Origin of the sequence: Brevibacterium marinum (genome assembly GCF_011927955.1) — a bacterium.
Taxonomy (GTDB): Bacteria; Actinomycetota; Actinomycetes; order Actinomycetales; family Brevibacteriaceae; genus Brevibacterium; species Brevibacterium marinum.
Window position 1 is genome coordinate 1,921,717 of the sequence record NZ_JAATJN010000001.1, and the last position, 22,197, is coordinate 1,943,913.

Sequence of the window (22,197 nt, forward strand, 5' to 3'; positions counted from 1 at the left end):
CTCCGGATCTGCCGGAATATTGTGCTCAGTCATCGATCAGAGTCCGAAGTAGATTTTGAGTTCGGTGCTGATCGTCTTCAGTCGCTCCTTGAGCGCAGGGGCGAGTGCCGCGCTCGACGAAGCGGTCGACACTCGCAAGCCTGCGGCGGCAACCGCCCGTTGGTCGGCGGCAGCTGCGGCGGCGAGGCCTTCGGGATCGGCGAGGACTTCGAGATAGCACTTGAGCTTCGGCTCGGTGCCCGACGGGCGCACGATCACACGCGAGTTCGCTTCGGAGAGCAGCAGGATGCCGTCGGTGGGCGGCAGGCCGTCATAGCCCTGCGAGAGGTCGTGGACCTCGGCGACACGGGAGCCGGCCAACGTCGTCGGCGGGCTCTCCCTCAGCTTCGACATGGCTGCGGCGATGAGTGCGACATCGTCGAGGCGAAAGCTCAGCGGCGCCGTCGCGAAAAAGCCGTCGCGGTTGCGGATCCGGTCGAGTTCGGCCTCGATGCTCGACCCCGATGCCTTGAGCCGTGAAGCCATGGCCGCGAAGGTCACGGCAGTGGAGATGCCGTCCTTGTCCCGGACCGCTGCGGGGTCGACGCAGTAGCCCAGAGCTTCCTCGTAACCGAAGACGAGGTCGGGGACACGGGAGATCCACTTGAACCCCGTGAGGGTGCTGCTCGCGGTGAACCCGTGGCTTTCGGCAGCGGTCGCCAGACCCCGGGAGGAGACGATCGAGTTCGCAAACACCCGTGACGAGTTCAAACCGCTGCCAGTGTCTGCGTCGCTGCTGGTGTCTGCGTTGCTGCCGGCGTCGTCGTGGCCGTCAGCATCATCGCGCGTCGAATGATGCGTACCCTGTGAAAGACGGCTCGCAATGTCCTCACCCAGCAGCAGACCCACCTCGTCGCCGGACAGCTGCCGGTACCCGGCGGCGAGCGAGGCGTCGGGGATGGCGGCTGAGAACCTGTCGGCGTCCGGGTCGTTGGCGATGATGAGTTCGGCACCGATCTCTCTGGCCAACTCATACGACTCGTCCAGAGCTCCGGCCTCCTCGGGGTTGGGGAACGAGATCGTCGGGAAGTCCGGGTCCGGCGCCTGCTGCGAGGGCACAGGGTGCACATCGGTGAACCCGGCGTGGGCCAGGGCCGCCTCGGCGACGGAGGCTCCGACACCGTGGAGGGAGGTGAGCACGATGCTCAGGTCGCCACTCGCCCTCACCCCCAGCGCATCGATGCGAGCCAGGTAGGTCTCGACGATCGTCTCATCGAGGCGCTCCCACCCGGATTCGGCACGAGGCACCGAGGCCACAGATTCGACTGCTGCGATCTGCTCGGCGATGAGGGCATCGGCGGGGCTGACGATCTGGGCGCCGGCGCCTGCCTCGGCCGCAGTCGGGTCGGATTCGATTGCCAGGAGTGGACGCTGTCCGAGGTAGACCTTGTAGCCGTTGTCGGCGGGCGGATTGTGGCTTGCGGTGACCATGACGCCGGCGTCGGCCTGCAGATGGGTCAGCGCGAAGGCGAGCAGCGGTGTCGGCAGCTGGTCGGGCAGCTGGATGGCCGTCCCGCCGGCGGCCGTGACGACAGCGGCGGTGTCGGCCGCGAAGTCCGCGGACTTGTAGCGGGCGTCGCAGCCGATGACGACGGTGAATCCCTCGCCCACCGTGTTCAGGAGGAAACGGGAGAGACCCGCTGCGGCACGGATGACGACGGCCCGGTTCATGCGGTTGGGCCCGGCGGCGATCTCTCCGCGCAGGCCCGCAGTTCCAAACTCCAGAGGACCGGCGAAGCGATCCTCCAGGTCGGCCAGCGCCGCCTCATCACCGGCCTTCGCCTCGGTGAGGACGTTGCGCAGAGTCGTCGCGGTCTGCGGGTCCGGGTCGTCGGCGATCCAGGCTTCGACGATCTCGGCATCGAATCCGTTGGTGAAGCGATCGGCTACTCGGGTCATTTTCATCCTTGTCCGGTGATGTCGGCGAGAGAAATGCTGGCGGGGTGGGAGTGCTGCTGGGGGCTCAGAGCTTCGCGACGATGTCGGCGAGCAGGCCCGAGATGCGTGGGGCTGCCGCGACCCCGGCTTCGATGACCTCGGCATGGGAGAGCGGGGTCTCCTGGATGCCCGCGGCGAGGTTCGTCACCAGGGAGATGCCCATCAGCTCCAGACCGGCCTGACGTGCGGCGATGGCCTCCAAGGTGGTGGACATTCCGACGAGGTCGGCACCGAGGATCCCGGCCATGCGCACCTCGGCGGGGGTCTCGTAATGGGGTCCGCGGAACTGGGCGTAGACGCCTTCGTCGAGGCTGGGGTCGACCTCCTTCGCGATCGCACGCATGCGCGCGGAGTACAGGTCGGTGAGGTCGACGAAGTTCGCGCCCTCGATGGGGGAGGTGCCGGTGAGGTTGAGGTGGTCGGAGATGAGGACCGGGGTGCCGGCGGCCCAGTTGCGGTTGAGACCGCCGCAGCCGTTGGTGAGCACGAGACTCCGACAACCGGCGGCAGCGGCGGTGCGGACGCCATGGGCGACGGAGCGCACACCCTTGCCTTCGTAGTAGTGGGTGCGTGAACCGAGGACGAGGGCGTGCTTGCCGCTGGCTTCGATCCGGATCGTGCGCAGGGTGGCGCCGTGGCCCTCGACGGCCGGAGCGTGGAACCCGGGCACCTCTGCCGCCGAGACCTCGCTGACCGTCTCACCGAGGAGATCCGCTGCTCCGCCCCACCCCGAGCCGAGAACGAGAGCAATGTCATGGGCCTCGATCCCGGCTTTGGAGTTGATGGTCGTGGCCGCGGCGCGAGCGGCGGCGGTAGGATCGCTTAAGTCAGTCATGACGCCAAGATTATCAAGTTCTCATACCGTTCAAGGAGCGCACGCAATGCCGATCAGAGAGCTGACCGATGGTGACGACCTGCGGTTGAATGAGGTGTTCGCCGACGCCGATACGCCGGCCGCGCACATGGCCAGGTCCCTGTTCCGTCCGTCCTCGGACTCGCCCCTGCTGCGGTCCGTCATCGCCGAGGTGGTGCCCGAGGTTCCCGTCGGTGCCGCCGCGATCGCCGAATCCCCGCTTCATCCCTACCGGGCGTGGGTCCACGTCGAGGTCGCCGGCGAAGAGCAGGGACATGGTCGGGGACGGGAACTGTTCGAGGCCGTGTGCGCCGAGACGGTCGGGACGGCCGTGGAGGGTCTCGACCTGCGCGCCCGTGTGCAGGCCGACAGCCCGGGTGAAGAATTCGCCCAGGCGCTCGGGTTCGTGCCGCTGACGACGACACGGGTGATCAAGGTCGCCGCGGGAGCCCTGCCGCCCAGCGGGGGCGGACGTGCCGAGGACCTCGAGATCGTGGCCACGGGTTCGGTGAAGCTGACGAAGGCGTTCCTCGCCTGGTACACGGCGGTGAATCGGGACGATGCGGCCGGTCCGCTGACGATCGGCCAGGTCAACAATGCATTCCTGTCCGAGGCCGCGGGCGCTCATGGTGCCGCTCTGCTCGACGGAGAGGCCGGTGCGAGCGAAGGCACCGGGCTGAGCGCCTTTGCCGTCTCCTATGCCAGGGAGGCCGACCATGCCGACGTTCAGGGTGGTCCGAACCAGGACGCCGAGGCGAGTGCGGGCCACGATGCCGATGAGGAACCGCCCACCGAGCTCATCATCGGTTCGATGTACGAGACCCGCGACGAGGCCGTCGACACGACGAGCGAGCTGTTCACAGCAGCAGTCGCCGACGCCGAGCTCCTCCTCGCCCGGCTCTCCGTCGACGCCGATGTCGTCCTCGAGGTCACGAGCGGCATGCCGGTGGTCTCGGCACTGGCCGATCGTCTCCTGGAAGCAGGGCAGGCCAGCGAGCTCTACCGTTATGAAACGCTCACGGGGCCTCCTGCGGATTCGCACTGAGCCTCGGTTCGAGTGGGCTCTCGAATGCTGCCGGGGACCGTTTCCCGACGAAGGCGGGGAAGTACTCCGCGGGGAAGAGCCTCACCGCTTGAGCCCTCTGCTCGGTGACGAACCACGCTGTTCCCGGTTCCCCGTCGAGTGGCGGCAGCCGCAGCAGACCCAAGTTGCTGAGGTCCTGCCGACCGTGGGATCCGAGGATCAGCATCGGGCCCAGGCCTTGTGCCTTGGCCAGCGGGGATCCGTAGCCGGGGGTGAATCGCACCGGCATCGTCACCACATGTGTGCCACCGTCGAGGAGGTCGAAGGACTCCGGTGGCTCCTCCAGGTGCGCGTCATCGTGGACGGCGAGTTCTCGGCAGGTGCCTGAAGACGCGGCAGAGCACATCTGTCGCAGCATGACGGAGATATCCGTCTTTCCACTCTGCGGTGACCCGCGGACAGTGAGCACCGGCCCGTCGCGAGCCGGGTCCCACCCCACGAGTCCGCCGAAAGCGTCGAGCCCGAGAGCGATCGATCGGCTCCTCGGCTCCCGCTGCGGGGCGCCCGGCAGCGCGGACAGAGACGACTCACCGAGTCCGTGCCAGCGCGGTTCGAAACCGCACCGCCGCGCATCCTCGCCTGCCGCACCGTTCGGGCACGGCCGGTGGGGGATCATCTGCACATCCGCACCGTCCCCACCTGCCTCGTGCGCGCTCGGGCTGATCAGAACGGCTCTGTAGGTGGGCCAGGTCCCGACGAAGCGCTGACGCGAGAGTCCGACGGTCAGCCCGTCACCTCCGGCGCTGGGAGGGAAGATCACCTGCGTCGAGAAGGCGGTGCCCGGGTTCGTGGTCGATCGACAGCCTGCCAACAGAAACGTCAGACCCAGTCCGGAGGCGTGTTTGAGCAGGCGCTCCGCCTCACCCGCCGCGTGGTGGTCCATGGAGTCGATGAATTCGTTCCAATTGCTGCACACGACGATCGTGTCCGGTCGATCTTCTGTGTCGGATCCGCGGGTCAGGTGGTCGAGTGTGGCATGAAATCGCCATCCGGTGTCCATTCCGCATCCGATCTCGGCCCAGTCCAATACAGTTGCGATGCGCCCCAGAGCGACGACCCGATGAGTTCTGGCAGCGCTGACCGCCATCCGCTCCAGAACCGGCGCAATGACGGTCGGATCGGTGCCGACGACGACGGCCGAGCCGTCGACCGCGGGAGAATAGGACCATTCGCTCTGACTCTGGTGGTTGGGGATGTCGACGATTCCGGTCACCGCCCGTCCGCCGTCCGTCGAGTGTGAAGTCGATGGAGCGCCGATCTCGTCGGGGCCGGGCAGGGGCGGGAGGACGACGGGTCGAATCGGGGGAGAAGGTGTTTTCGCCCGGTCGTCGGCTTCTCGAGCGGCTGCCTCGAGATTGGCCACCCGGATCCCGTTGATGCCGCGCTGGGTGGGAAGGCCCTGGCCGGGGTCCCACCGTCGCAGGCGTGGTCGGTGGATCGTCTCCGCTGCGGAGGGGTCGGCAGTGGGGACTGCGACGCGGAACGAGACGATCGACGTGCCGGAGTCGAGGCATGCCGCCCCGGGACTGTCGAGGGGGAGCTGTGCGGCATCGCTGACGCCGATGACGTCGAAGGAGTCGGCGTCGTCGCGCACGCGCAGACAGACGCGGATGTTGATGTTGGCCTTCATATGCGCGGTGACGACTCCGAGTGGGCGTTGGGTCGCGAGGATCAGATGCACGCCCAGGGACCGTCCCATCGCCGTCAGGTGCTCCAACAGGTCAGCGGCCTTAGGGTGGGTCGCCATGAGGGCATGGAATTCGTCGATGACGACGACCAGCCTCGGCGGCGGATCTTCGAGTTCGAGGACATCGGAGCAACCGTGGTCGGCCAGCAGCCGCTCGCGTCGGGTGATCTCGGCGCGGACGGAGACCAGGGCGCGGAAGGCCGTGGCCGAGTCGAAATCGTCGAGGACGCTGTCCGTGTGAGGAAGGTCCTCGAGCGGGGCGAAAGTCGCCCCGCCCTTGAAATCGATGAGGACGAACCTCAGCCGCCGAGGAGGGTGCTCCAGTGCCATCGCCAGCAGCCAGGTCTGGAGCAGGATGGATTTGCCGCTGCCGGTCGTGCCCGCCACGAGGGCGTGGGGTCCGTCGCCGAAGAGGTCGATGGAGACGTCCCCATCGGCCCCGCGCCCGATCGTCGCCGGTTGCGGGGCGTCTCGCTCCCACCGATGGCGGATGGCCTGCGGGGTGTCCTGGTAGAGGTCGCCGAGCCCGTGGTTCGGCAGCCGTTCGACGCCGGCACGGCTGACCTGCCTGCGCTCGAGGCTGAGGAAACGGCCCGGTGGCATGAGCGCGGCGATGAGTGATCGCCCCGGCACGGGTCCGCCTGCGGCAGACGAATCAGCGGTGCGTGCCTGAGCCAGGCTGCCCAGCGACAGTGAGATCGCTGCGGTGTCCGCGGGTGCTTCCAGGCGCAGCGTTGCGGTCGAGTCCTGGTCGGACAGGCTCAGCACGATCCTCGAGTCGCCTGCCGCTGCACCGGGCGGAGCGAATTCGTGGTCGAACCGGCTTCCCTGCAGTTCGGGGAGACTGAGCAGCTCGTGGGACGGGCCCCAGTCGTAGCTCGGGTCGGCCAGCCAGGACAATGCCATGCGGCGCAGTTGTTCGTGGTCTCCGGTGACCGTCACCGAGGTGGTCCGCGGGTCGATGCGAATGGGCACGTCTTCGACGACGACGGCTCCGTCGAGATGATCGATGTCATTCTGGAGCACCTCGGCGATGGTGATGGGGCTGAGCACCGGCCCGAATCCCAGGCATAGGCCGGGCGCGGTCTGCAGAAGGTGTTCGTGTTCGACGATCAGAGTGGTGACCTGCTCATGGGCGGTCTCAATCGCGTGCCGTCGATCGATGGCACATTGAGCACTTTCTCGCGCGAAGCGGCGTTTCTCCATGGCAAAGGAGACATATCCGGAGATCGGGGCGGTCGCGCTGAAGAGGAGGAACCACCACATTCCGGTGACGAGGGCGAGGACTCCGCCGATAGCGATGGGGATGAGGAACGCCCACCATTGGGGAGGTTTCGCCGGTCGCGGGTCGTCGACCGGTGCGGGCGCCACGTGGGTGGGCCCACGTCTCGGGTGAGCAGGGGCGCGGCCGCCGAACGCGGGGGTCGACGCAGCCTCGTGGTGCACGTGGGCGTTTCGAGACCAGGGCAGGGTGGGAGCGGTCGGCGAAAAGACCGTGGTGCCCAGGGACGCGAACGTCTGCTCCCGCGCCGGCCCGAGCTCCAGGGGTGTCGACCGTCGCGACATGCACGGGTCGACGATGGCCACGCTCTCGGGGCGGCTGACCCGGCTGAGCAGGGGAGCACGAGGATCGATTCCGATCGTGAAGCCGCAGTCGGGACCTGCGAGCACGCAGACGGTTGCGGTTCCGGATCCGCGATGCAGGGAGGACGCTCCGAGGAGTGTGACCGGGTTGAGCGCTTGCCACCGGCCCCAGGTCGCGGTTCTGACTGCTCTGATCGCGTCGTCGCAGCTGCCGATGTCTTCAGGGGCGGTCGACTCGCCGGGCAGAAGATTGCCGGTGATGAGGTCGGCCGAGGCGAGGACGGGGCCGAACACGGTGCGGAAGACGTCGAGGACGAGCTGCTGGGAGTCCGCTTCGAGGACATCGGTGCGAATGTTCGCGTTCGCGTCGATGCGGTGGACGAGGCCGAGCGTCTTCATGCTCCCAGGCTGGCGGGCTTCGTCGAGGGCGGCAAGGCCTCATTGCGGACCTGTGGACGATGCGGCTGGGTCCACAGGAAAATGACGTGGAACTCGGTCGGCCTTCAACAGGGTGATACGTATGAGTCGACGCCCCCGTCGGTGTTGCGAACGGTGACGAGGGGGTCGTCGGTCATGAGATGCGCAGTGACCCGCGTGCGTAGGCAGTGGCGTGCAGTTCGAGCAGGTTCGGGACGAACGGTGACAGCATGGCGGGTGTGTAGTCGGCGCGCAGACGGATGACGACCGAATGTTGCCCGTCCGCGTCGGCGCTGAGTTCGACGTTGTGCAGCCCTTCGGGCGTCGGCACTGTCGCAACATAACGGCTGGCCGCGCGTGCGGCGGCGGCCGGGGAGAACACGAGCCCGGGCTCGTCACCGGAGGCCGGCTCGAAGGAGTCGGAGGCGGCCAGCGCGGCGGAGTCCGCGACGCTCTGCAGTTCCCGCCTGGTCATGTGCAGATCGGTCAGCGCTGCGATGAGGAATGCCAGCAGCAGGGCGATGACGACGAAGCCGATCGCCAGAGGCGTGATCGACCCGTCATCCGCCGGCGGCCGCTTGCGCTCCTGTGCCGCCATGTCACTGTCCGCCTGCTGTGGCGACGACGTCCGTGTGGTGGGCGCGGAGCGTGATGTGCGGAGAGTTGTCGGCGCCGAAGAGGAGTGGGATTCCGGGCAGGGACACTTTAGTCTCGACGCGTGCGGTGACGAGGGAACCTGCCTGTCCACAGGGGCCCGCACACGAGTAGTCGATGGAGACGGGCACATCGGTGAGTCCGAAGTCCGTGAAATGCATGTCGGCGACCTGGTGGGCGCGGTGTTCGGAAGGGTCGGCGTCGCGAGCGGCGATCCGTGAAGCCGAGATCGCGGTCGTTGTGGTGGCATAGCTGGCAGCCTGGAGTTGGGAGATTGCGAGCATGAGGTAGACGACGGGAATGAGGAGGACGATCGAGGCGAAGATGAACTCGATGACGGCCGTGCCGGAATCGGCCCGCTCATTCGGCGATCCCGCTTCGGGGTCAGTCACGATTCCTTCAGGGTCGGTCACGACTACTTCAGGCTCAGTCACGTTCGACGTCCTCGACGATGGAGTGACCCGACAGATCCCACACCTCGGCGGGGCCCCACAGGCCGATGACGGGTACCGGAGTGCGCACCCGGACCTCGACGACCTCGACCCCTGCCCGATGCGAGGTCGTGACGGTGATCGACTGGGCATAGCGCTCGCCGACCGACACGGTGATGAGCTCGCTTGCGAGGCGTTTGCCGTCGACCGTCGACTGGTCGGCGAGGCTGGCCTGGCGGGCACCGGCGATGGCCGAATCGATGACCGTGTTGCGGACGTGGATGACGAGGCCGATCTGCAGCGCTCCGGCCAGGACGAGGGCCAGGAGCGAAGCGATGAGGGCGAATTCGGCGATCGCGGAACCCGCATCGGAGCACTCACTAGGCTCCTGACCCGGATCGGAGCCCACCGCGCACTCCGACTCCGGAGTCGCCTCCCGGTGGGTCACCCTGCACCCCGGACCTTGTTCATCGCATCCTGGAACATCGAGGTGAAGGCCTCGCCGGCCAACGCCCACAGAGCGACGACCAAACCGGCGGTCATCAGGGTGATGAGCACCCAGCCGGGCACGTCGCCGCGGTCGGGCCTTTCACCTTCGCGGTCGGGTTCGCCGCTGGTGAGGCCGAGGACGAACACGGCGAATCTGTTCATCAGGTGATGGATCATTGAGATTCTCCTTCTTCCAGGTCGATCGGCCGGTGCGGTCGATCGGATGGTGCGGCTGTCGGAGCCCACGGTGGGCGGGCAGGGTCACGGACTGAGGTCGAGGACGGTGAGTGAGGGGAAGACCGCGAAGATGACGGTTACGGGAAGGACGAAGACGACGACCGGCACCAGCATCCCGATCTCCTTCTTCCCCGACAGCTCGAGCAACCTCCGCCGCGACTGTTCCCGCACATCGGCGGCCTGTGCGCGCAGGACCTCCGCCAGCGGAGTCCCGCGAGTCATCGACACGGCCAGACCATCGACGAACTGCACGATCTCGGGGATGGCGATCCTCGTCGCCATCGAATCGAGCGCATCGACGAGCGGCGTACCGGTCCTGGTCGTCGCCAAGGCCGTGCGCAGCTCATCGACCAAGTCACCCGAACAGGTCCGGCACACCCGCTCAAGTGCCTCAACGATGCCCTCACCAGCGGTGATGGACAGAGCCAGAAGCTCGGCGATGGTCGGGAACTCTGCAAGCACACGGGACTCGTGGCGTGCGATGGCCTGGCTCAGGCGCCAGTCATTGATCACATGTCCGGCGATGCCGCCGCTGATGATGAGAACGACGGTGACGATGGGGGAGAAGCCCCGCTGGGCCGAGAGCAGGCCCGCCACACAGCCGGCGGCGATCATCCCGGCCAGGATGCTCAGGATCTGATTGATCCGAAACCGTTCAAGGGACGCACCTCCGCCGAGGCGGTTGACCCGAAGGCTCAATGTGGCGTCGGTGGTGATCCGGGACGTGACCCACAGTGTTGCGCCCATCGTGACCGACTTGACCAGCCCCACCACGCCTTCCGCGCGTGGAGTCGGGGGAGCGTAGACGTCGACCAGAGATTCCTGATCACGCAGGTACGGTGCGATGCGCGAGGACAGCGTCGGTCTGCGCAAGGGCGGCAGCGAGAGGACGAAGACGCACAGCGCGAAGGCATTGAACACGCCCAGGGCCAAGATCGTCAGTGGGTCGGTCAATGCGCTCACCGTGCCTCACCGTCCCCGGCCGGGTGACGGAATGACGAGGAGGACAGAGACGATCCTTCGATGACGCGTGGCTCCTGGGGGAGCCTGCCGATCTTCTTCATCGCCTGATAAGCCAGCAGAGAGACGACGAACCCGGCTGCCAGGAGAAGGAGACCGGTCTGTGAGTTGTAGGCGACCGCCGTCTCCGGTCGGGTCGACAGGAATGCCAGGACCACCCACGGAGCCGCCACCGCCAAGCGTGCCCCATTGACAGTCCATTGCTGCCGGGCGGAGAGCTCATTGCGTGTGCGGGCATCGTCCCGGACGAACTGGGCGAGTGCTCGCAGCATCGTGCCCAGATCGCTGCCGCCGACTTGCCTGGTCACGCTGAGCGCGACGACGATCCGGTCGGCCACCGGATCGGCGCTGACCTGACGGAATCGTTCGAGAGCGATGGCGAACGATCCGCTGGCCCGGTACTCCTCGGCGAAGACTTCGAACAGCGGACGCAGGGGTTCGGGCCCGCGGTGGGCCAGCGAGCTCAGCGCTTCCGGCAGCGACAGTCCGGCACGAACGCCGGAGTTGAGGTGGTCGAGCGTTTCGGGCCACAATTCGCGGCGCATGACCTGTTTGCTCCGGGCACGATGTTGGAGGAGCCGCAGCGGCAGCCACGAGCCGAAGAGGCCGAAGCACAGGGCGATCGCCCACGATCCGGTGAGGACGGTGGCGACGACGGCAACGACGATGAAGACCGAGATCGAGATGAGGACGAGTTGGCTCGGATGCATCCGTGGAAAGCCCGCACCCGTGAGCATGTCATCGAGTTCCCGGACCCAGCGCCTCTGAACGCGGGTGGTCGATCGGCTCTGCCACAGAGACATCCACACGAGGAACAGACCCGCTCCCAGACATGCGCCGATGAGAAGACTGTATTGGGAGTAGTTCATGCGGTCTCCAGAATGGCGTGAAGATCCTTGCCGATGCTGGCGAATCGTTCGCCGAGGTGGCCGAAGCCCTGACCGCGAACCAGCTGTCCCCGCGGCGAATGGAAGATCGTGTCGAGCTCGATGACGTCACCTTCGACTCCGCCCGGCACGGCACAGATCTCACTGACGAGTCGGGTTCCGTTCGCGTCGCGTCGCAGGTGGACGACGATGTCAATGCTCACGGCCACGGTGGGAACAACGAAGGACGAAGAGATGTTCGCCCCGGCCAGGAGTGGCAGGGTGGAGATCTTCGTGATCGCTGCTCGGGCGGAGTTGGCGTGTATCGTGCCCATTCCGGGCAGTCCGGAATTCAACGCCACCAGCAGGTCGAGGCTCTCGGCTTCACGGACCTCGCCGACGATGATGCGTGTTGGGCGCATGCGCAGTGCTTCCTTGACCAGTGAACGCAGGGTGACTTCGCCGGTGCCTTCCAACGAGGGTTGGCGACATTGCATCGGGACCCAGTCGCGACTGGGCAGGTTGAGTTCGAAGACTTCTTCACACGAGACGATGCGTTCTCGGGCGGGAACCGATCCGGCCAGTGCATTGAGCATCGTGGTCTTGCCGGCTTGAGTGGCACCGGAGACGAGGATGTTCGCGCCGGCGGCGACGGCGGCGTCGAGGAATCGGGCGGCAGCGGGTGTCAGTGACCCCTGAGCGACGAGGGCGGCCAAGTTCCGAGGGCGTTGAATGAATTTGCGGATGTTCACGGCGGGGAAGGAGCGTGTGATGTCGGGCAGGACGACGTGCAGTCGTGACCCGTCGGGCAGCATCGCGTCGACGAAGGGCTGGGACAAGTCGACTCGTCTGCCGGAGGTGCGCAGCATTCTCTCGATCAGCTCGTCGAGTTCGCTCCTGGTGAGCTTGGTCGTCGTCAGTTGGTGGAGGCCGTCGATGGCGATGAAGACTTCGCTGGGGGAGTTGATCCAGATCTCCTCGACGCGGGGGTCGTCGAAATAGTCTTGGAGGGTGCCGAAGCCCGAGAGCTGATTGTCGATGGTCCGGAATGTCGCTTCCTTGTCCTCCAAGGGTGGAAGGTCCGCAACGAGACTGCGTTCGTCATACTCGGAGATGACAGTGCGAATGACTTCTCGAGAGCGTTGCGTCTCGACACGAGGGTCCACTTCGAGGTCTCTGATCCTCTTGTGAACTTCGCTCGTGATGACCTCGGTGGCTTCCACATTGAACCCCTGGTGTACAGAACACGAATTACATTTTCAACAGCTGGATTGGTTTTTAACCTATCTGTAGTCTTAAGAAGATGCCAGTGATTTTCGGAATCTGTGGATAACTTCGCCCGCGAACAGATAATGTCGTGGTTGTAGTTCTATGGACGCTCCCCCTGGCTCGCGGCGCTCTTGCAGATCCCTTCGGTCGAGCTTTCAACCATTGATTGAACACCTGTTTAGATTGTCCGGGCGCCGTATCGAGCAAGTGTGCCGGGCCTGTTCGCTGATCGATAGGGGTGAGGTCGATGATGGCGGTGACGTACGTGTCACCACGGCGAGCTTCGTTGCGATCACGGACTCCGTGTCGTGAGTGATCATGACGGCTCTCAGTGCCCAGTCCAGTCCGGTTCGGGACATCTTCGTCCGCGCTGGTGCTGCAGCACGGGTGTCTTGCCCCGACGCGTGGCCGCCATTCCAAGCTGGCCTTGTGTCCGTCATGTGCTGGCCGATGCAGGAGAGGTCGAGAGCGTCGAGTCGGCAGAAAGTCGTCAGGTCAGGAGTCGAGAAAGTAGGCTTGGCGGCGTCGGGGCCTTTCGGATGGATGGTGTAGGAACACCCATCATCGGACGACCTCGACGTCTGTCCGGGCAGCGATCTCCTGAAACCAGACATCCCGTGCCTGACGTTCACAAACCTGTATTCATCATTGACGAAGAGCCATCAAACCTTTGCACGTCGGTTCTGTCAATCGACACAGTCGCCCAGGATCAGGAGCGCGATTCTGTGGGACGTGGCTGTTCTTTCGCGCCTGCGTCGAATGAGAAGATTCTCGGCCCGCTCCGGGATGCCGACTACGTCGTCTCCTTCGCTGTCGCTACTTATTGAGTGTGGCTTCCCAAGCCTTAACGAGATTGACCACTGTCGAATTCACCGGCGTAGGAACGTCGACTCTTCTCCCGAACCTGACAACGGAGCCATTGATCACATCAATTTCTCCCCGTGATCCCCGAAGGGCATCAAGGAGCATGGATGGTTTCGCATCGGGGATGTTCCCGGCAAGGGCACGAACGTGCTCCACTGGGTCTGTGATATCCAGAGGAACCTCCGAGGCTTTTGCCACTGCGAAAGCCTCTTCCAAGCACGCGCGTGAGACCCGCCAAGCGTTCTTGTCGGTCAACATCTCGCCGATCGTGAGTCTGTTGAGCACTCCGGGACCTGAGAACGCCACGTTCATGATGAGCTTTTCCCATATGACCTGCGATGGGTCGAGGAGCGAGGTGGCGTCGAACCCAGCCGATCGCCAGATGTATACGGCCTTTTCGACTTCGGCCATAGGCAGATCTGCATATGGCGAGAACCGCACCAGCGCCATGCCGTTGTGATGCGCATGCCCGGGCTCGGGTATAGATGCGCCGAAGCCGCCGACGACGCCCAGACATAGTTGAGACTGCGGCAGATGTGGCGCGACCAGATCCATCGATCCAATTCCGTTTTGGATCGATTGGATGATCGTGTTCGGACCGACCAATGGTGCTGTATCGGCCGCAGCCTGCTCGACGTCGTAGGCCTTTGTGGCGATGATGATGAGGCCGAAATGGCCATCAATCCCGTCGGTCGTCGTGCTCACCGAGTCGAGGCGGACCGTGCGATCACCGCTGGCTCCGCTGACTCGCAGACCCTGAGTAGACGCAGCTCCGATGTGGTCGGCGGCCAGCCCTACTCCGTGGACTTCGTGGCCGGCGCTCTTCATCAGAGCAGCGTAGACGGAGCCGAGAGCCCCCAAACCCATAATTAGTATTCTCGCCATCGTTGTGTCTCTCCTTTGCGTAGCGGCTGGAAACCTGCAGCCGGGCGATTGAGCCCTATGCGGTGAAGTTGACGAAGTCACGCGCCGATTTCACTCGTTTGGGAATCTCGCGCTGCAGAAATTCGGTGAAGCGCCTGGCGCGCAGAGGGAAGTACTCGTTGTTGGGAAAGGCGAGGTAGACGTCAGAGCGGACTGTCGGTACATCTGGCAGTACCGGGACCAGTTGACCGCTCTCAAGGAATGGGCGGACATTCCAGATCGAGCGCATTGCAATCCCGTGCCCGAGAACGGCCCACTTGGTGACGGTGTCACCGTCGTTGCATCGCAGTGGTCCCCGGACCCGGACCGGTGTGACGACACCGTCGAGTTCGAATTTCCACAGCGTGAAGTCGGGCTCGTGCTCGTTGAGGATGATGCAGTCGTGATCGGGAAGTTCGGCAATCGATTGCGGGGAGCCCCTGCGGTCGATGTAGTCGGGGGACGCGCAGAGCACCCTGCGGTTCGTCAGGAGTCTGCGGTACGTCAATTGCGAGTCCTTCGCCGCGCCGACTCCGACGAGCATGTCGAAATGGGTGTTCTCCAGGTCGAAAGGGTCGCCCGAGAGCTCGAGATGAATCTCAATGTTCGGATACTGCGTGTGGAAGTCCGCCACCAATTCGGACAGATGTGTGCGCCCGAATCCCAGAGTGCCGAAGACGACGAGAGTCCCTCGCTCACTGTCGACGCTGTTGGTGATGTCGGCCTGCAGCACGTCGGCTTCGTGCACGATGCGTCGTGCGCCCTCGAAAAAGCGCAGACCCTCACTGGTCAAGAGCATTTGCCGTGAGGTGCGTTTGATCAGTTGGACGCCGAGGCGATTTTCAAGCTGGGCGAGTCGTCTGCTCACAGCCGACACCGACATCCCCATCGACCTGGCCGCAGCGGTCAGGTTCATCTCTTCGCCGATCGTTGCGAAGAACTGGAAATCGTCGACTCTCACGGTTTCAGTCTAGGTAGAGAACGCCGAGCATTGGCACGTTCATCGTTGCATTCTGCACAAGCCTGAGTTGATTCAAAGGGCGGGTGAAACGGCTGAGATCGCTGTTAGATTCGTGGCCAAGTAAAACAGCACATTGTCTGGATCCGTCATCGGGCGGGTTCGACTCACAGGAGCTTGGAGGTCGATCTATGCCCAAAATTGCGGCCATTCCCGGAGACGGAATCGGGAAGGAAGTCATGCCTCTCGGAGTGCAAGCCGTCGAGGTGGTCGCCCAGCGGCACGGGCTCGACGTAGATTTCGAGTGGTTCGACTTCGCAAACGTTGAGTACTTCCAGCAACACGGCCAAATGCTGCCCGACGGGTGGCAGAGCCAGTTGGGTGGGTTCGACTCGATCTTCTTCGGCGCTGTTGGTTGGCCGCAGGTGGTTCCTGACCACGTATCGCTGTGGGGGAGCCTCCTGCAGTTCAGGAGGCAGTTCGACCAATATGTCAACCTTCGACCGTGCAAGATTCTTCCGGGCATCACGCCGCCTCTGCGTGACAGGGGCCCCGGAGATGTTGACTTCCTCGTTGTCCGCGAGAATACAGAAGGCGAATACTCAAACGCGGGCGGCGTGCTGTTCGAAGGCACGGATCGTGAGCTCGCGATGCAGGAGACTGTGATGACTCGCATCGGTGTCGACCGGGTCATGAAGTACGCGTTCGCCCAAGCTCAGAAGCGGCGTAAGAAGGTGACTTCGGCGACGAAGAGCAACGGTATCTCGATCACGATGCCGTACTGGGACAGTAGGTTCGAAGCGGTGCAGTCGGACTATCCGGGCGTCGAGACGGACCGATTCCACATCGATATCCTCGCCGCTCACTTCGTTCAGCACCCGGAATGGTTTGATGTCGTTGTCGCATCCAATCTGTTCGGCGACATCCTCTCGGACCTCGGTCCCGCATGCACCGGAACGATCGGAGTGGCGCCGAGTGCCAACATCAACCCGACGGGTGAGTTCCCCAGCCTGTTCGAGCCGGTCCATGGTTCGGCTCCCGACATCGCCGGCAAAGGGGTGGCCAATCCCATCGGACAAATTTGGTCCGGCGCGATGATGCTCGACCATCTCGGCGCTGAGGCTGCAGGACGCGAAATTGAGACCGCCATCGACGATGTGCTCCGGGCAGCCGATCCTCAGGTGCTCACGCCCGACATCGCAGGTCAGGGCACCACAGAGACACTTGGCCAAGCCATCATCGACGTGCTCCGGAAGGAGTGAGCCGAAAAGGGAGAAGACGAACTGCCCGCCGGCTTGCCTCGCTGACAGCGAGGCAGAGTCGAATCGAAGTCCTTGACCTAGGGGCAACAGCGAACACTCGTTTCGCATCCACAGTCAAATAGTGCAACGCAACGTGCGGGGGCCGAGTACGGCATCCCGACGAGCCCACGTTGCGCCATTTGGCCAACCCGAAATCGGAGATGCAATGACGCACAACGAACCACAATCCTTACCGCGCCGCAGCAGCAGGACCACTCTCGAGCCGAACGGCCGCAAAGCCGGCTCGCAGATCACGATCATGGGCTTCCCATGGCCCTTCTATCTGGCTTTTCTGGTAGTGATCATCGCTGCCGTCTTCCTCAAAGTCATGCCGGTCAACATCGTCAGTGGAATGGCGATCGCGATGATAGTCGGGGGTGCCCTCAAATACCTCGGGGATTCGATCCCGGTGTTCAACACATTTGGTGGGGGATCGCTGCTGTGCATCGTTGTGCCGGCGCTCATTGTCTTCACCGGCCTGTTCCCGCAGGAGTTCGCCGATTTGGCGGATTCGTTCTACAACGAACTCGGGTTCTCCGAACTCGTCGTCACAGGGCTCATCGTCGGTTCCATTCTCGGAATGAATCGCAAACTGCTGGTCAGCGTCGGCGCGCGCTTCTTCTTTCCGATCATCGCAGGTGTGCTGACGGCTTTCCTGGTTGGTGCGTTGATGGGAATGATCACTGGCTTCGGCGTCGGGAGAGCGGTCATGTTGGTCGTGGGGCCCGTAATGGGCGGTGGCATGGCTGCGGGAGCAGTCCCGATGTCGGAGATCTTCGCATCAGCAAATGGAGGCGAACCGGGGTCGTTCCTCGAACAGATCGCCCCGGCGGTCATCGTCGCAAACGTCGTATGCATCATCGTTGCAGGAATCCTCAACGGGATCGGCAAGACAGTGAAAGCCAAGAGCTTCAGCGGCGAGGGCCGGATGATGCGCAAGGGGGACTTCGACTATTCGAAGGCGTCAGACGAATCCCCGTTGACGATCAAAGACATCACAGTCGGTCTGGTGCTGTCGATCACGATCTACATGGTCGGAGAGATCATGTCGTCCCTTGTTTCGGGGCTGCACGCCTACGTGTGGATCATCATCGTTGCCGCCGCGCTGAAGATTTTCAACCTCCTTCCGGAACGCCTCAACCTCGGTGCTGAACAGTGGTACAACTTCATCTCGCACGCATGGATACCGGCAGTCCTCGTCTCGATCAGCGCGGGCATGGTCGACTTCGATGCTATCGTCGCGATCGCATCCGATCCTCGTTATCTCCTTATTGTTGTGGTGACCGTAGTCATCGCAGCTGCAGCTGCGGGTGCGGCCGGTATGCTCGTCGGCTTCTATTTCGTCGAATCATCGATCAGTGGAGGGCTCGGTATGGCTGATATGGGCGGTTCCGGAGATGTCGCCGTTCTGTCTGCCGCCGGCCGACTCGAATTGATGCCTTTTCTTCAGATCGCATCCCGTCTCGGTGGCGCGTTGATGCTCATCATTCTGTCGATTATGGCTCCCTTCCTCCTCTAGGAAGACAGGAACTCGACCGTCCGATGCCTCGCGCCGCGAGGCCGAGTGTGAGACCTTGCGAAGTTCATTCGGATTGTCGTACCAGCTCAGTTAATACTCAACCCAGCCATTTTTGGAGGCTCAATGCCCACGATTACTGAAGTTCGCCCAATTCATGTCAATCGGATTCTCTATGTCAGCGTCGAGACCGATGACGGACTGTATGGGCTCGGCGAGTCCGGGGCATGGGCCTATCAGGAGGCGACCGCCGAGGTGGTGAAGACATTCGCCGAATACCTCGTCGGCCAGGACCCGCGGAAGATCGAGCATCACTGGCAGTTCATGTACCGTGCGTATCACTTCCGCGGTGCCGTCATCATGGGGGCTTTGAGCGCCATAGACATCGCGCTGTGGGACTTGGCGGGAAAACGGCTCGGTGTTCCTGTGCACGAGCTCCTGGGTGGGGCAGCGAGAGAACGCGTGCGAGTGTACAAGCACGTCGCTGGAGCCACCGTTGACGAACTCGTCGAAGACTGCAAAGGTGCACAGTCGGAGGGCTACACTGCGGTGGGGCATCTTTCACCGTTCCTCGACATCGACCGCAATGAGAGTCTGGAATCGTCGAACGCTCAGTACATCAGCGAGGCAGTCAACGTGCTCAAGACGCTTCGCGCCGAAGTCGGTGACGGCCTTGATCTGTGTGTCGAACTACATCGGCGACTGAGCATCAGCGAATCCATCACCTTCGCTCACGCTGTCGCAGATGTGATGCCGATGTTCATCGAGGATCCGGTGCGTCCGGACAACTTCGACTCGATGACACACGTGGCGTCCTCGGTTCCAGTGCCGGTGGCCACGGGGGAGCGGTTGCATACTCCCGAGGAGTTCCAGATGCTGCTCAGTCGCTATCCGTTGGCATACACGCGGATCAGTGTCTGCTTGGCCGGAGGCATTACTGGAGCCATGAAGATCGCCGCCATCGCAGAATCAGTCGGGTCGAAAGTGGTGCCGCACAATCCGCTGAGCCCAGTGAGCACCGCAGCCTGTTTGCAGGTCTCCAGCGCAGTGTCCAATTTGGGAATCATGGAGCTGCCTGACCATTCAGGAGTCTCGGCAACCGAGAGGTACACCGCTTCAGCCGACGGCAAGCGTCAGGAATTCGACCAGACGGCGATGCTCAGTCCGATACCCGCAGCCGCCGGTGGCTATGCACCGGTGCCCTCTGGCCCGGGCCTGGGGATAGAGCTCGACTTCAAGTTGGCGGATCGAATCCCGGTCACGCGGGTGGAGACCCTGTCGCGGCTTGGGGCGGACGGTGCGGTCGTCGACCAGTGAATTCCGGTCTGACGAACTCGACGGTCACGGCGGCGTGCGGCAGCGGTTTGATTTACGCAGAACGTTCTACTGTGAGCGGTCGTGAAAGGTGTCAATCGGTGAGCATCTGTTCGAGCCCTCGGTCTGTGCTCCACTACGGTCGAAGAGCATTTTGACCGTGGTGACCGGGTCGGAACGCGCACGTCCACGAGTTACAGCAACTTCTTGGGCCTGATTCAAGGAGAGGTGCCTACTTATGTGTCATGCTGCGAGAGCAACTGGGACTGTAGTTGCTTCGTTCTCGATAGGTGTCAATTGATTCAGCCGGGGCTGCCGACGACGTCGCTGGTACGTCGGTTCGACTCAGGTCACAACCGCGGTGTGTGGCTGCACTTAGATGCCGTCTGCTGGGGCGGGAAGCCGACTACTTGAACTTCTGCTACGGCTTGTCGTTGAACTCCCATTCGCTCGGCCTTTACAGCACGCCGGCGCTTTCGCTCTCACGTCGCTCTTTATTGCGTGACCAACGCCTCCTAATCCAACGCATCCCAATGTACGCGCCCTGAACAAAAGTCGCATGCGGTGAGTGACTCGGCCTTCGCTGAAAGTCGACGAAGACCAGTCGGGTAGTCAGCCTCGACTCTCCACCGTCTATTGACTAGCTCGCAGTGGGCAGTCAATGAAGGAGCGATAGGGCGGTTGGTGTTCAAGGCAATTTCGGGGCGCCTTGCCCCACGATGTGCGAGGGCACTTTTGGAACACGTGACGGTGCAGCGGATTCGGTGCGACAACACCGACGCAGATCATGAAACGTCAGGCGAAGAGTTCAGCGTTGGGGAAGGCGCCGTGATCCGCTCGAATGTCGGAACCAAGCTCGAATGTCGAAATCAAACTTGTGGTGTGAGATTATCACAATGGATGTGGCTCAGTGTTGTAATACGCTGTGGCTTATGCCAGCGGTGAATTGCATAGCATGGCAGCTATGTTCACGACTGACATCACAACGGCGTCTACCCTCAATTTTCCTCATGTATCGAGACAGAGCCAGGCGATCTCGCCGCTCGCTCAGCACGACGGCGACTGCGAACAGCAATACGTGCAAAATCAGATGTCACCAACCCCTGCATCAGTCCCGAGGGCAGACAACGGATGAGGTCGTGGCTGAAGCCATGGCCTGAGCGAACCGGATCGACACGGCATAAAACGTGAACAAGGAGAATGAAGTGAGCAACGAAGCCACTCCAGATGCAACAGTCCAGAAGAAGTCATCCAACGCCTATGAAACTGTGCTGACACCTGGCCGATCACGGTTGATATGGATCCTCGCCACCGTCGGCGTTGGTCTGGCCGTCGTTGCAGCATTCATATCGGATGGCCCGACTCTTTGGGGTCTGCTCCCCATCGTTCTCTACGCCGTGTTGGCAATTCTCGGGATGGACATCGTCGTAGCCACCGTCGTCGCAGTGGTATCTGGGATCATCATTGCCAAAATGGGAGCCATCGAGATCGGAACGTTGCTCGGTGACTCGTTAGCCGACCAGATCACCATCATCGGTCTCATCATTATGCTCGGCGCAGGAGTCGGCGAGATTCTCAAAGTCACCGGAGTCGCCCAGAGCATCGTCTCGACCGTCATGCACGTGTTCGGGAGAAGCGGCAAGAACATGATGGTGTTCGGTGTCATGATTTCTTGTTTGATTCTTGTGGCGGCGCTCGGCACCTTGGCTGGTGCCATTGCTATCGCGGCTCCGATCCTGCTCCCAATCACGGCTCGACTCGGATACACGAAGTCTGCCACTGCGTCGATGCTGTTCATCGGTGGATGCGCGGGCCTCGCGCTCGCACCGTTCGCCGGCTCGAACGTCGCGATCATGGAAGCGGCCGACGTCAACTATGCACAGTACGTGCTTTACGGCGGAGGGCCCATCGCATTGCTTTCACTCATCGTCGGCGTGCCGGTGGTGGCATTCATGCAGCGGTGGACGGCCAAGAAGGACGACTTCTATTCCACCGAAGAAGTAGGCGATGCGAGATCCGCTGAGGCGTCTGGGTCTCGTCTATCTACCTTCGTATTCCTTGGAATGCTGGCTGTGTCGGTAGTCTTCGCGGCCGTCACCTCAGCTGGAACCACCTTCCCGCTGCTCGCCTTGCCGGTGCTTGGCGTCGCCACCGCTATCGCCAGCCGGATGCGAGCTCAGGACATCGTCTCAATGATCTACCGTGGATGCTCCCAGGTTGTCAGCATTTTCATTCTCTTCTGGCTCCTTGCCGCGCTCTTCATCATCATTGACATGTTGGCCCCATTCGACGTCGTCATGGACTTGTTCGGCGCACAGCTCGAATCCGCATCGCCGTTGGTCTTCACCATCATCATCGCGCTTCTCGGTTGGGTCGGTGTACCCGGAGCGACGGCAGCACAAGTCGTCCTCCTCGATAAGGTCTTTGGAGACCTCGGCGCGGCCCTCGGCGTGAGCGCTGGATCGTGGGTCATCGTGCTTCTCTTTGCCTCTAAGGCCGACACCTACGGACCGTTCCCCAACGGGAACATGGTGGGAGTCATGGGACTGGCACGATCAACGAATCTGCGCAACATGCTGATCACTGGCTGGATGCTCCTGGTCCCCGCCTGCATCATGTATTTCCTCTTCCTCTTCTTCGAAACGAGGTAAACAGTGTTCGATCTCCTCATCACCAACGCTCATATCGTCGATGGCACCGGACGCCCGAGATTTCACGGCGAAGTCGGGATCCGGGACGGCCGCATCGCATATGTTGCCCGCACACGCGAAAC

17 protein-coding genes and 1 pseudogene are annotated in these 22,197 nt (G+C 63.0%); 5 read left to right on the plus strand and 13 right to left on the minus strand.

Going from position 1 to position 22,197, the window contains the following annotated elements:
* Positions 1-36: 36 nt before the first annotated feature.
* Positions 37-1,938, minus strand: coding sequence for a phospho-sugar mutase (locus BKA07_RS08420; RefSeq protein WP_167950511.1), 1,902 nt, complete (start codon positions 1,936-1,938; stop codon positions 37-39).
* A gap of 64 nt (positions 1,939-2,002) precedes the next feature.
* Positions 2,003-2,812, minus strand: coding sequence for a purine-nucleoside phosphorylase (locus BKA07_RS08425; RefSeq protein ID WP_167950512.1), 810 nt, complete (start codon positions 2,810-2,812; stop codon positions 2,003-2,005).
* Positions 2,813-2,858: 46 nt separating this feature from the next.
* Here BKA07_RS08425 and BKA07_RS08430 point away from each other — a divergent pair, with 46 nt between their 5' ends.
* Positions 2,859-3,875, plus strand: coding sequence for a GNAT family N-acetyltransferase (locus BKA07_RS08430; RefSeq protein ID WP_167950513.1), 1,017 nt, complete (start codon positions 2,859-2,861; stop codon positions 3,873-3,875).
* Here the strand turns inward: BKA07_RS08430 and BKA07_RS08435 are convergent.
* From BKA07_RS08435 to BKA07_RS08485, 11 genes and pseudogenes are all read right to left on the minus strand, one after another.
* The gene (locus BKA07_RS08435) at positions 3,847-7,584 is read right to left on the minus strand and encodes an FtsK/SpoIIIE domain-containing protein (protein ID WP_167950514.1); all 3,738 of its coding nucleotides are present in this window, start codon (positions 7,582-7,584) and stop codon (positions 3,847-3,849) included. The two genes, BKA07_RS08430 and BKA07_RS08435, sit on opposite strands and share 29 nt — an antisense overlap.
* A 172-nt stretch (positions 7,585-7,756) precedes the next feature.
* A complete protein-coding gene (locus BKA07_RS08440) occupies positions 7,757-8,200 on the minus strand; it encodes a pilus assembly protein TadG-related protein (protein WP_167950515.1) in 444 nt (147 codons plus the stop codon).
* A 1-nt stretch (position 8,201) separates the two neighbouring features.
* Positions 8,202-8,648, minus strand: a complete 447-nt coding sequence (locus BKA07_RS08445) for a hypothetical protein (protein WP_167950516.1) — start codon at positions 8,646-8,648, stop codon at positions 8,202-8,204.
* Between the two features lie 34 nt (positions 8,649-8,682).
* Positions 8,683-9,096 carry a TadE/TadG family type IV pilus assembly protein gene (locus tag BKA07_RS08450; RefSeq protein ID WP_167950517.1) on the minus strand — a complete coding sequence of 138 codons (414 nt, stop codon included), beginning with the start codon at positions 9,094-9,096 and terminating at the stop codon, positions 8,683-8,685.
* Positions 9,097-9,131: 35 nt separating this feature from the next.
* Positions 9,132-9,353 (minus strand): hypothetical protein, encoded by a 222-nt coding sequence (locus tag BKA07_RS08455; protein WP_245161891.1) that lies wholly within the window; start codon positions 9,351-9,353, stop codon positions 9,132-9,134.
* 84 nt (positions 9,354-9,437) lie between these two features.
* On the minus strand, positions 9,438-10,376 hold the full coding sequence (locus tag BKA07_RS08460) for a type II secretion system F family protein (protein WP_167950518.1): 939 nt from the start codon (positions 10,374-10,376) through the stop codon (positions 9,438-9,440).
* The gene (locus tag BKA07_RS08465; RefSeq protein WP_167950519.1) at positions 10,373-11,302 is read right to left on the minus strand and encodes a type II secretion system F family protein; all 930 of its coding nucleotides are present in this window, start codon (positions 11,300-11,302) and stop codon (positions 10,373-10,375) included. The genes BKA07_RS08460 and BKA07_RS08465 overlap by 4 nt, the downstream gene beginning before the upstream one ends.
* Complete coding sequence (locus BKA07_RS08470) at positions 11,299-12,522, minus strand: ATPase, T2SS/T4P/T4SS family (protein ID WP_167950520.1); 1,224 nt, start codon at positions 12,520-12,522, stop codon at positions 11,299-11,301. The genes BKA07_RS08465 and BKA07_RS08470 overlap by 4 nt, the downstream gene beginning before the upstream one ends.
* A gap of 187 nt (positions 12,523-12,709) precedes the next feature.
* Positions 12,710-13,113 (minus strand): annotated as a pseudogene (locus BKA07_RS08475) (ISL3 family transposase); the annotation flags it as partial.
* A gap of 271 nt (positions 13,114-13,384) precedes the next feature.
* Complete coding sequence (locus BKA07_RS08480; RefSeq protein WP_167950521.1) at positions 13,385-14,317, minus strand: ketopantoate reductase family protein; 933 nt, start codon at positions 14,315-14,317, stop codon at positions 13,385-13,387.
* Positions 14,318-14,372: 55 nt separating this feature from the next.
* Positions 14,373-15,296 (minus strand): LysR substrate-binding domain-containing protein, encoded by a 924-nt coding sequence (locus BKA07_RS08485; RefSeq protein WP_167950522.1) that lies wholly within the window; start codon positions 15,294-15,296, stop codon positions 14,373-14,375.
* 188 nt (positions 15,297-15,484) lie between these two features.
* Between BKA07_RS08485 and BKA07_RS08490 the strand changes: the two genes are divergently transcribed.
* From BKA07_RS08490 to BKA07_RS08505, 4 genes are all read left to right on the plus strand, one after another.
* Positions 15,485-16,555 carry a tartrate dehydrogenase gene (locus BKA07_RS08490; protein ID WP_167950523.1) on the plus strand — a complete coding sequence of 357 codons (1,071 nt, stop codon included), beginning with the start codon at positions 15,485-15,487 and terminating at the stop codon, positions 16,553-16,555.
* A gap of 205 nt (positions 16,556-16,760) precedes the next feature.
* On the plus strand, positions 16,761-18,113 hold the full coding sequence (locus BKA07_RS08495) for a 2-hydroxycarboxylate transporter family protein (RefSeq protein ID WP_167950524.1): 1,353 nt from the start codon (positions 16,761-16,763) through the stop codon (positions 18,111-18,113).
* Between the two features lie 123 nt (positions 18,114-18,236).
* On the plus strand, positions 18,237-19,427 hold the full coding sequence (locus BKA07_RS08500; protein ID WP_167950525.1) for a mandelate racemase/muconate lactonizing enzyme family protein: 1,191 nt from the start codon (positions 18,237-18,239) through the stop codon (positions 19,425-19,427).
* Positions 19,428-20,629: 1,202 nt separating this feature from the next.
* Positions 20,630-22,075, plus strand: a complete 1,446-nt coding sequence (locus BKA07_RS08505; protein ID WP_209043912.1) for a Na+/H+ antiporter NhaC family protein — start codon at positions 20,630-20,632, stop codon at positions 22,073-22,075.
* Positions 22,076-22,197: the final 122 nt, after the last annotated feature.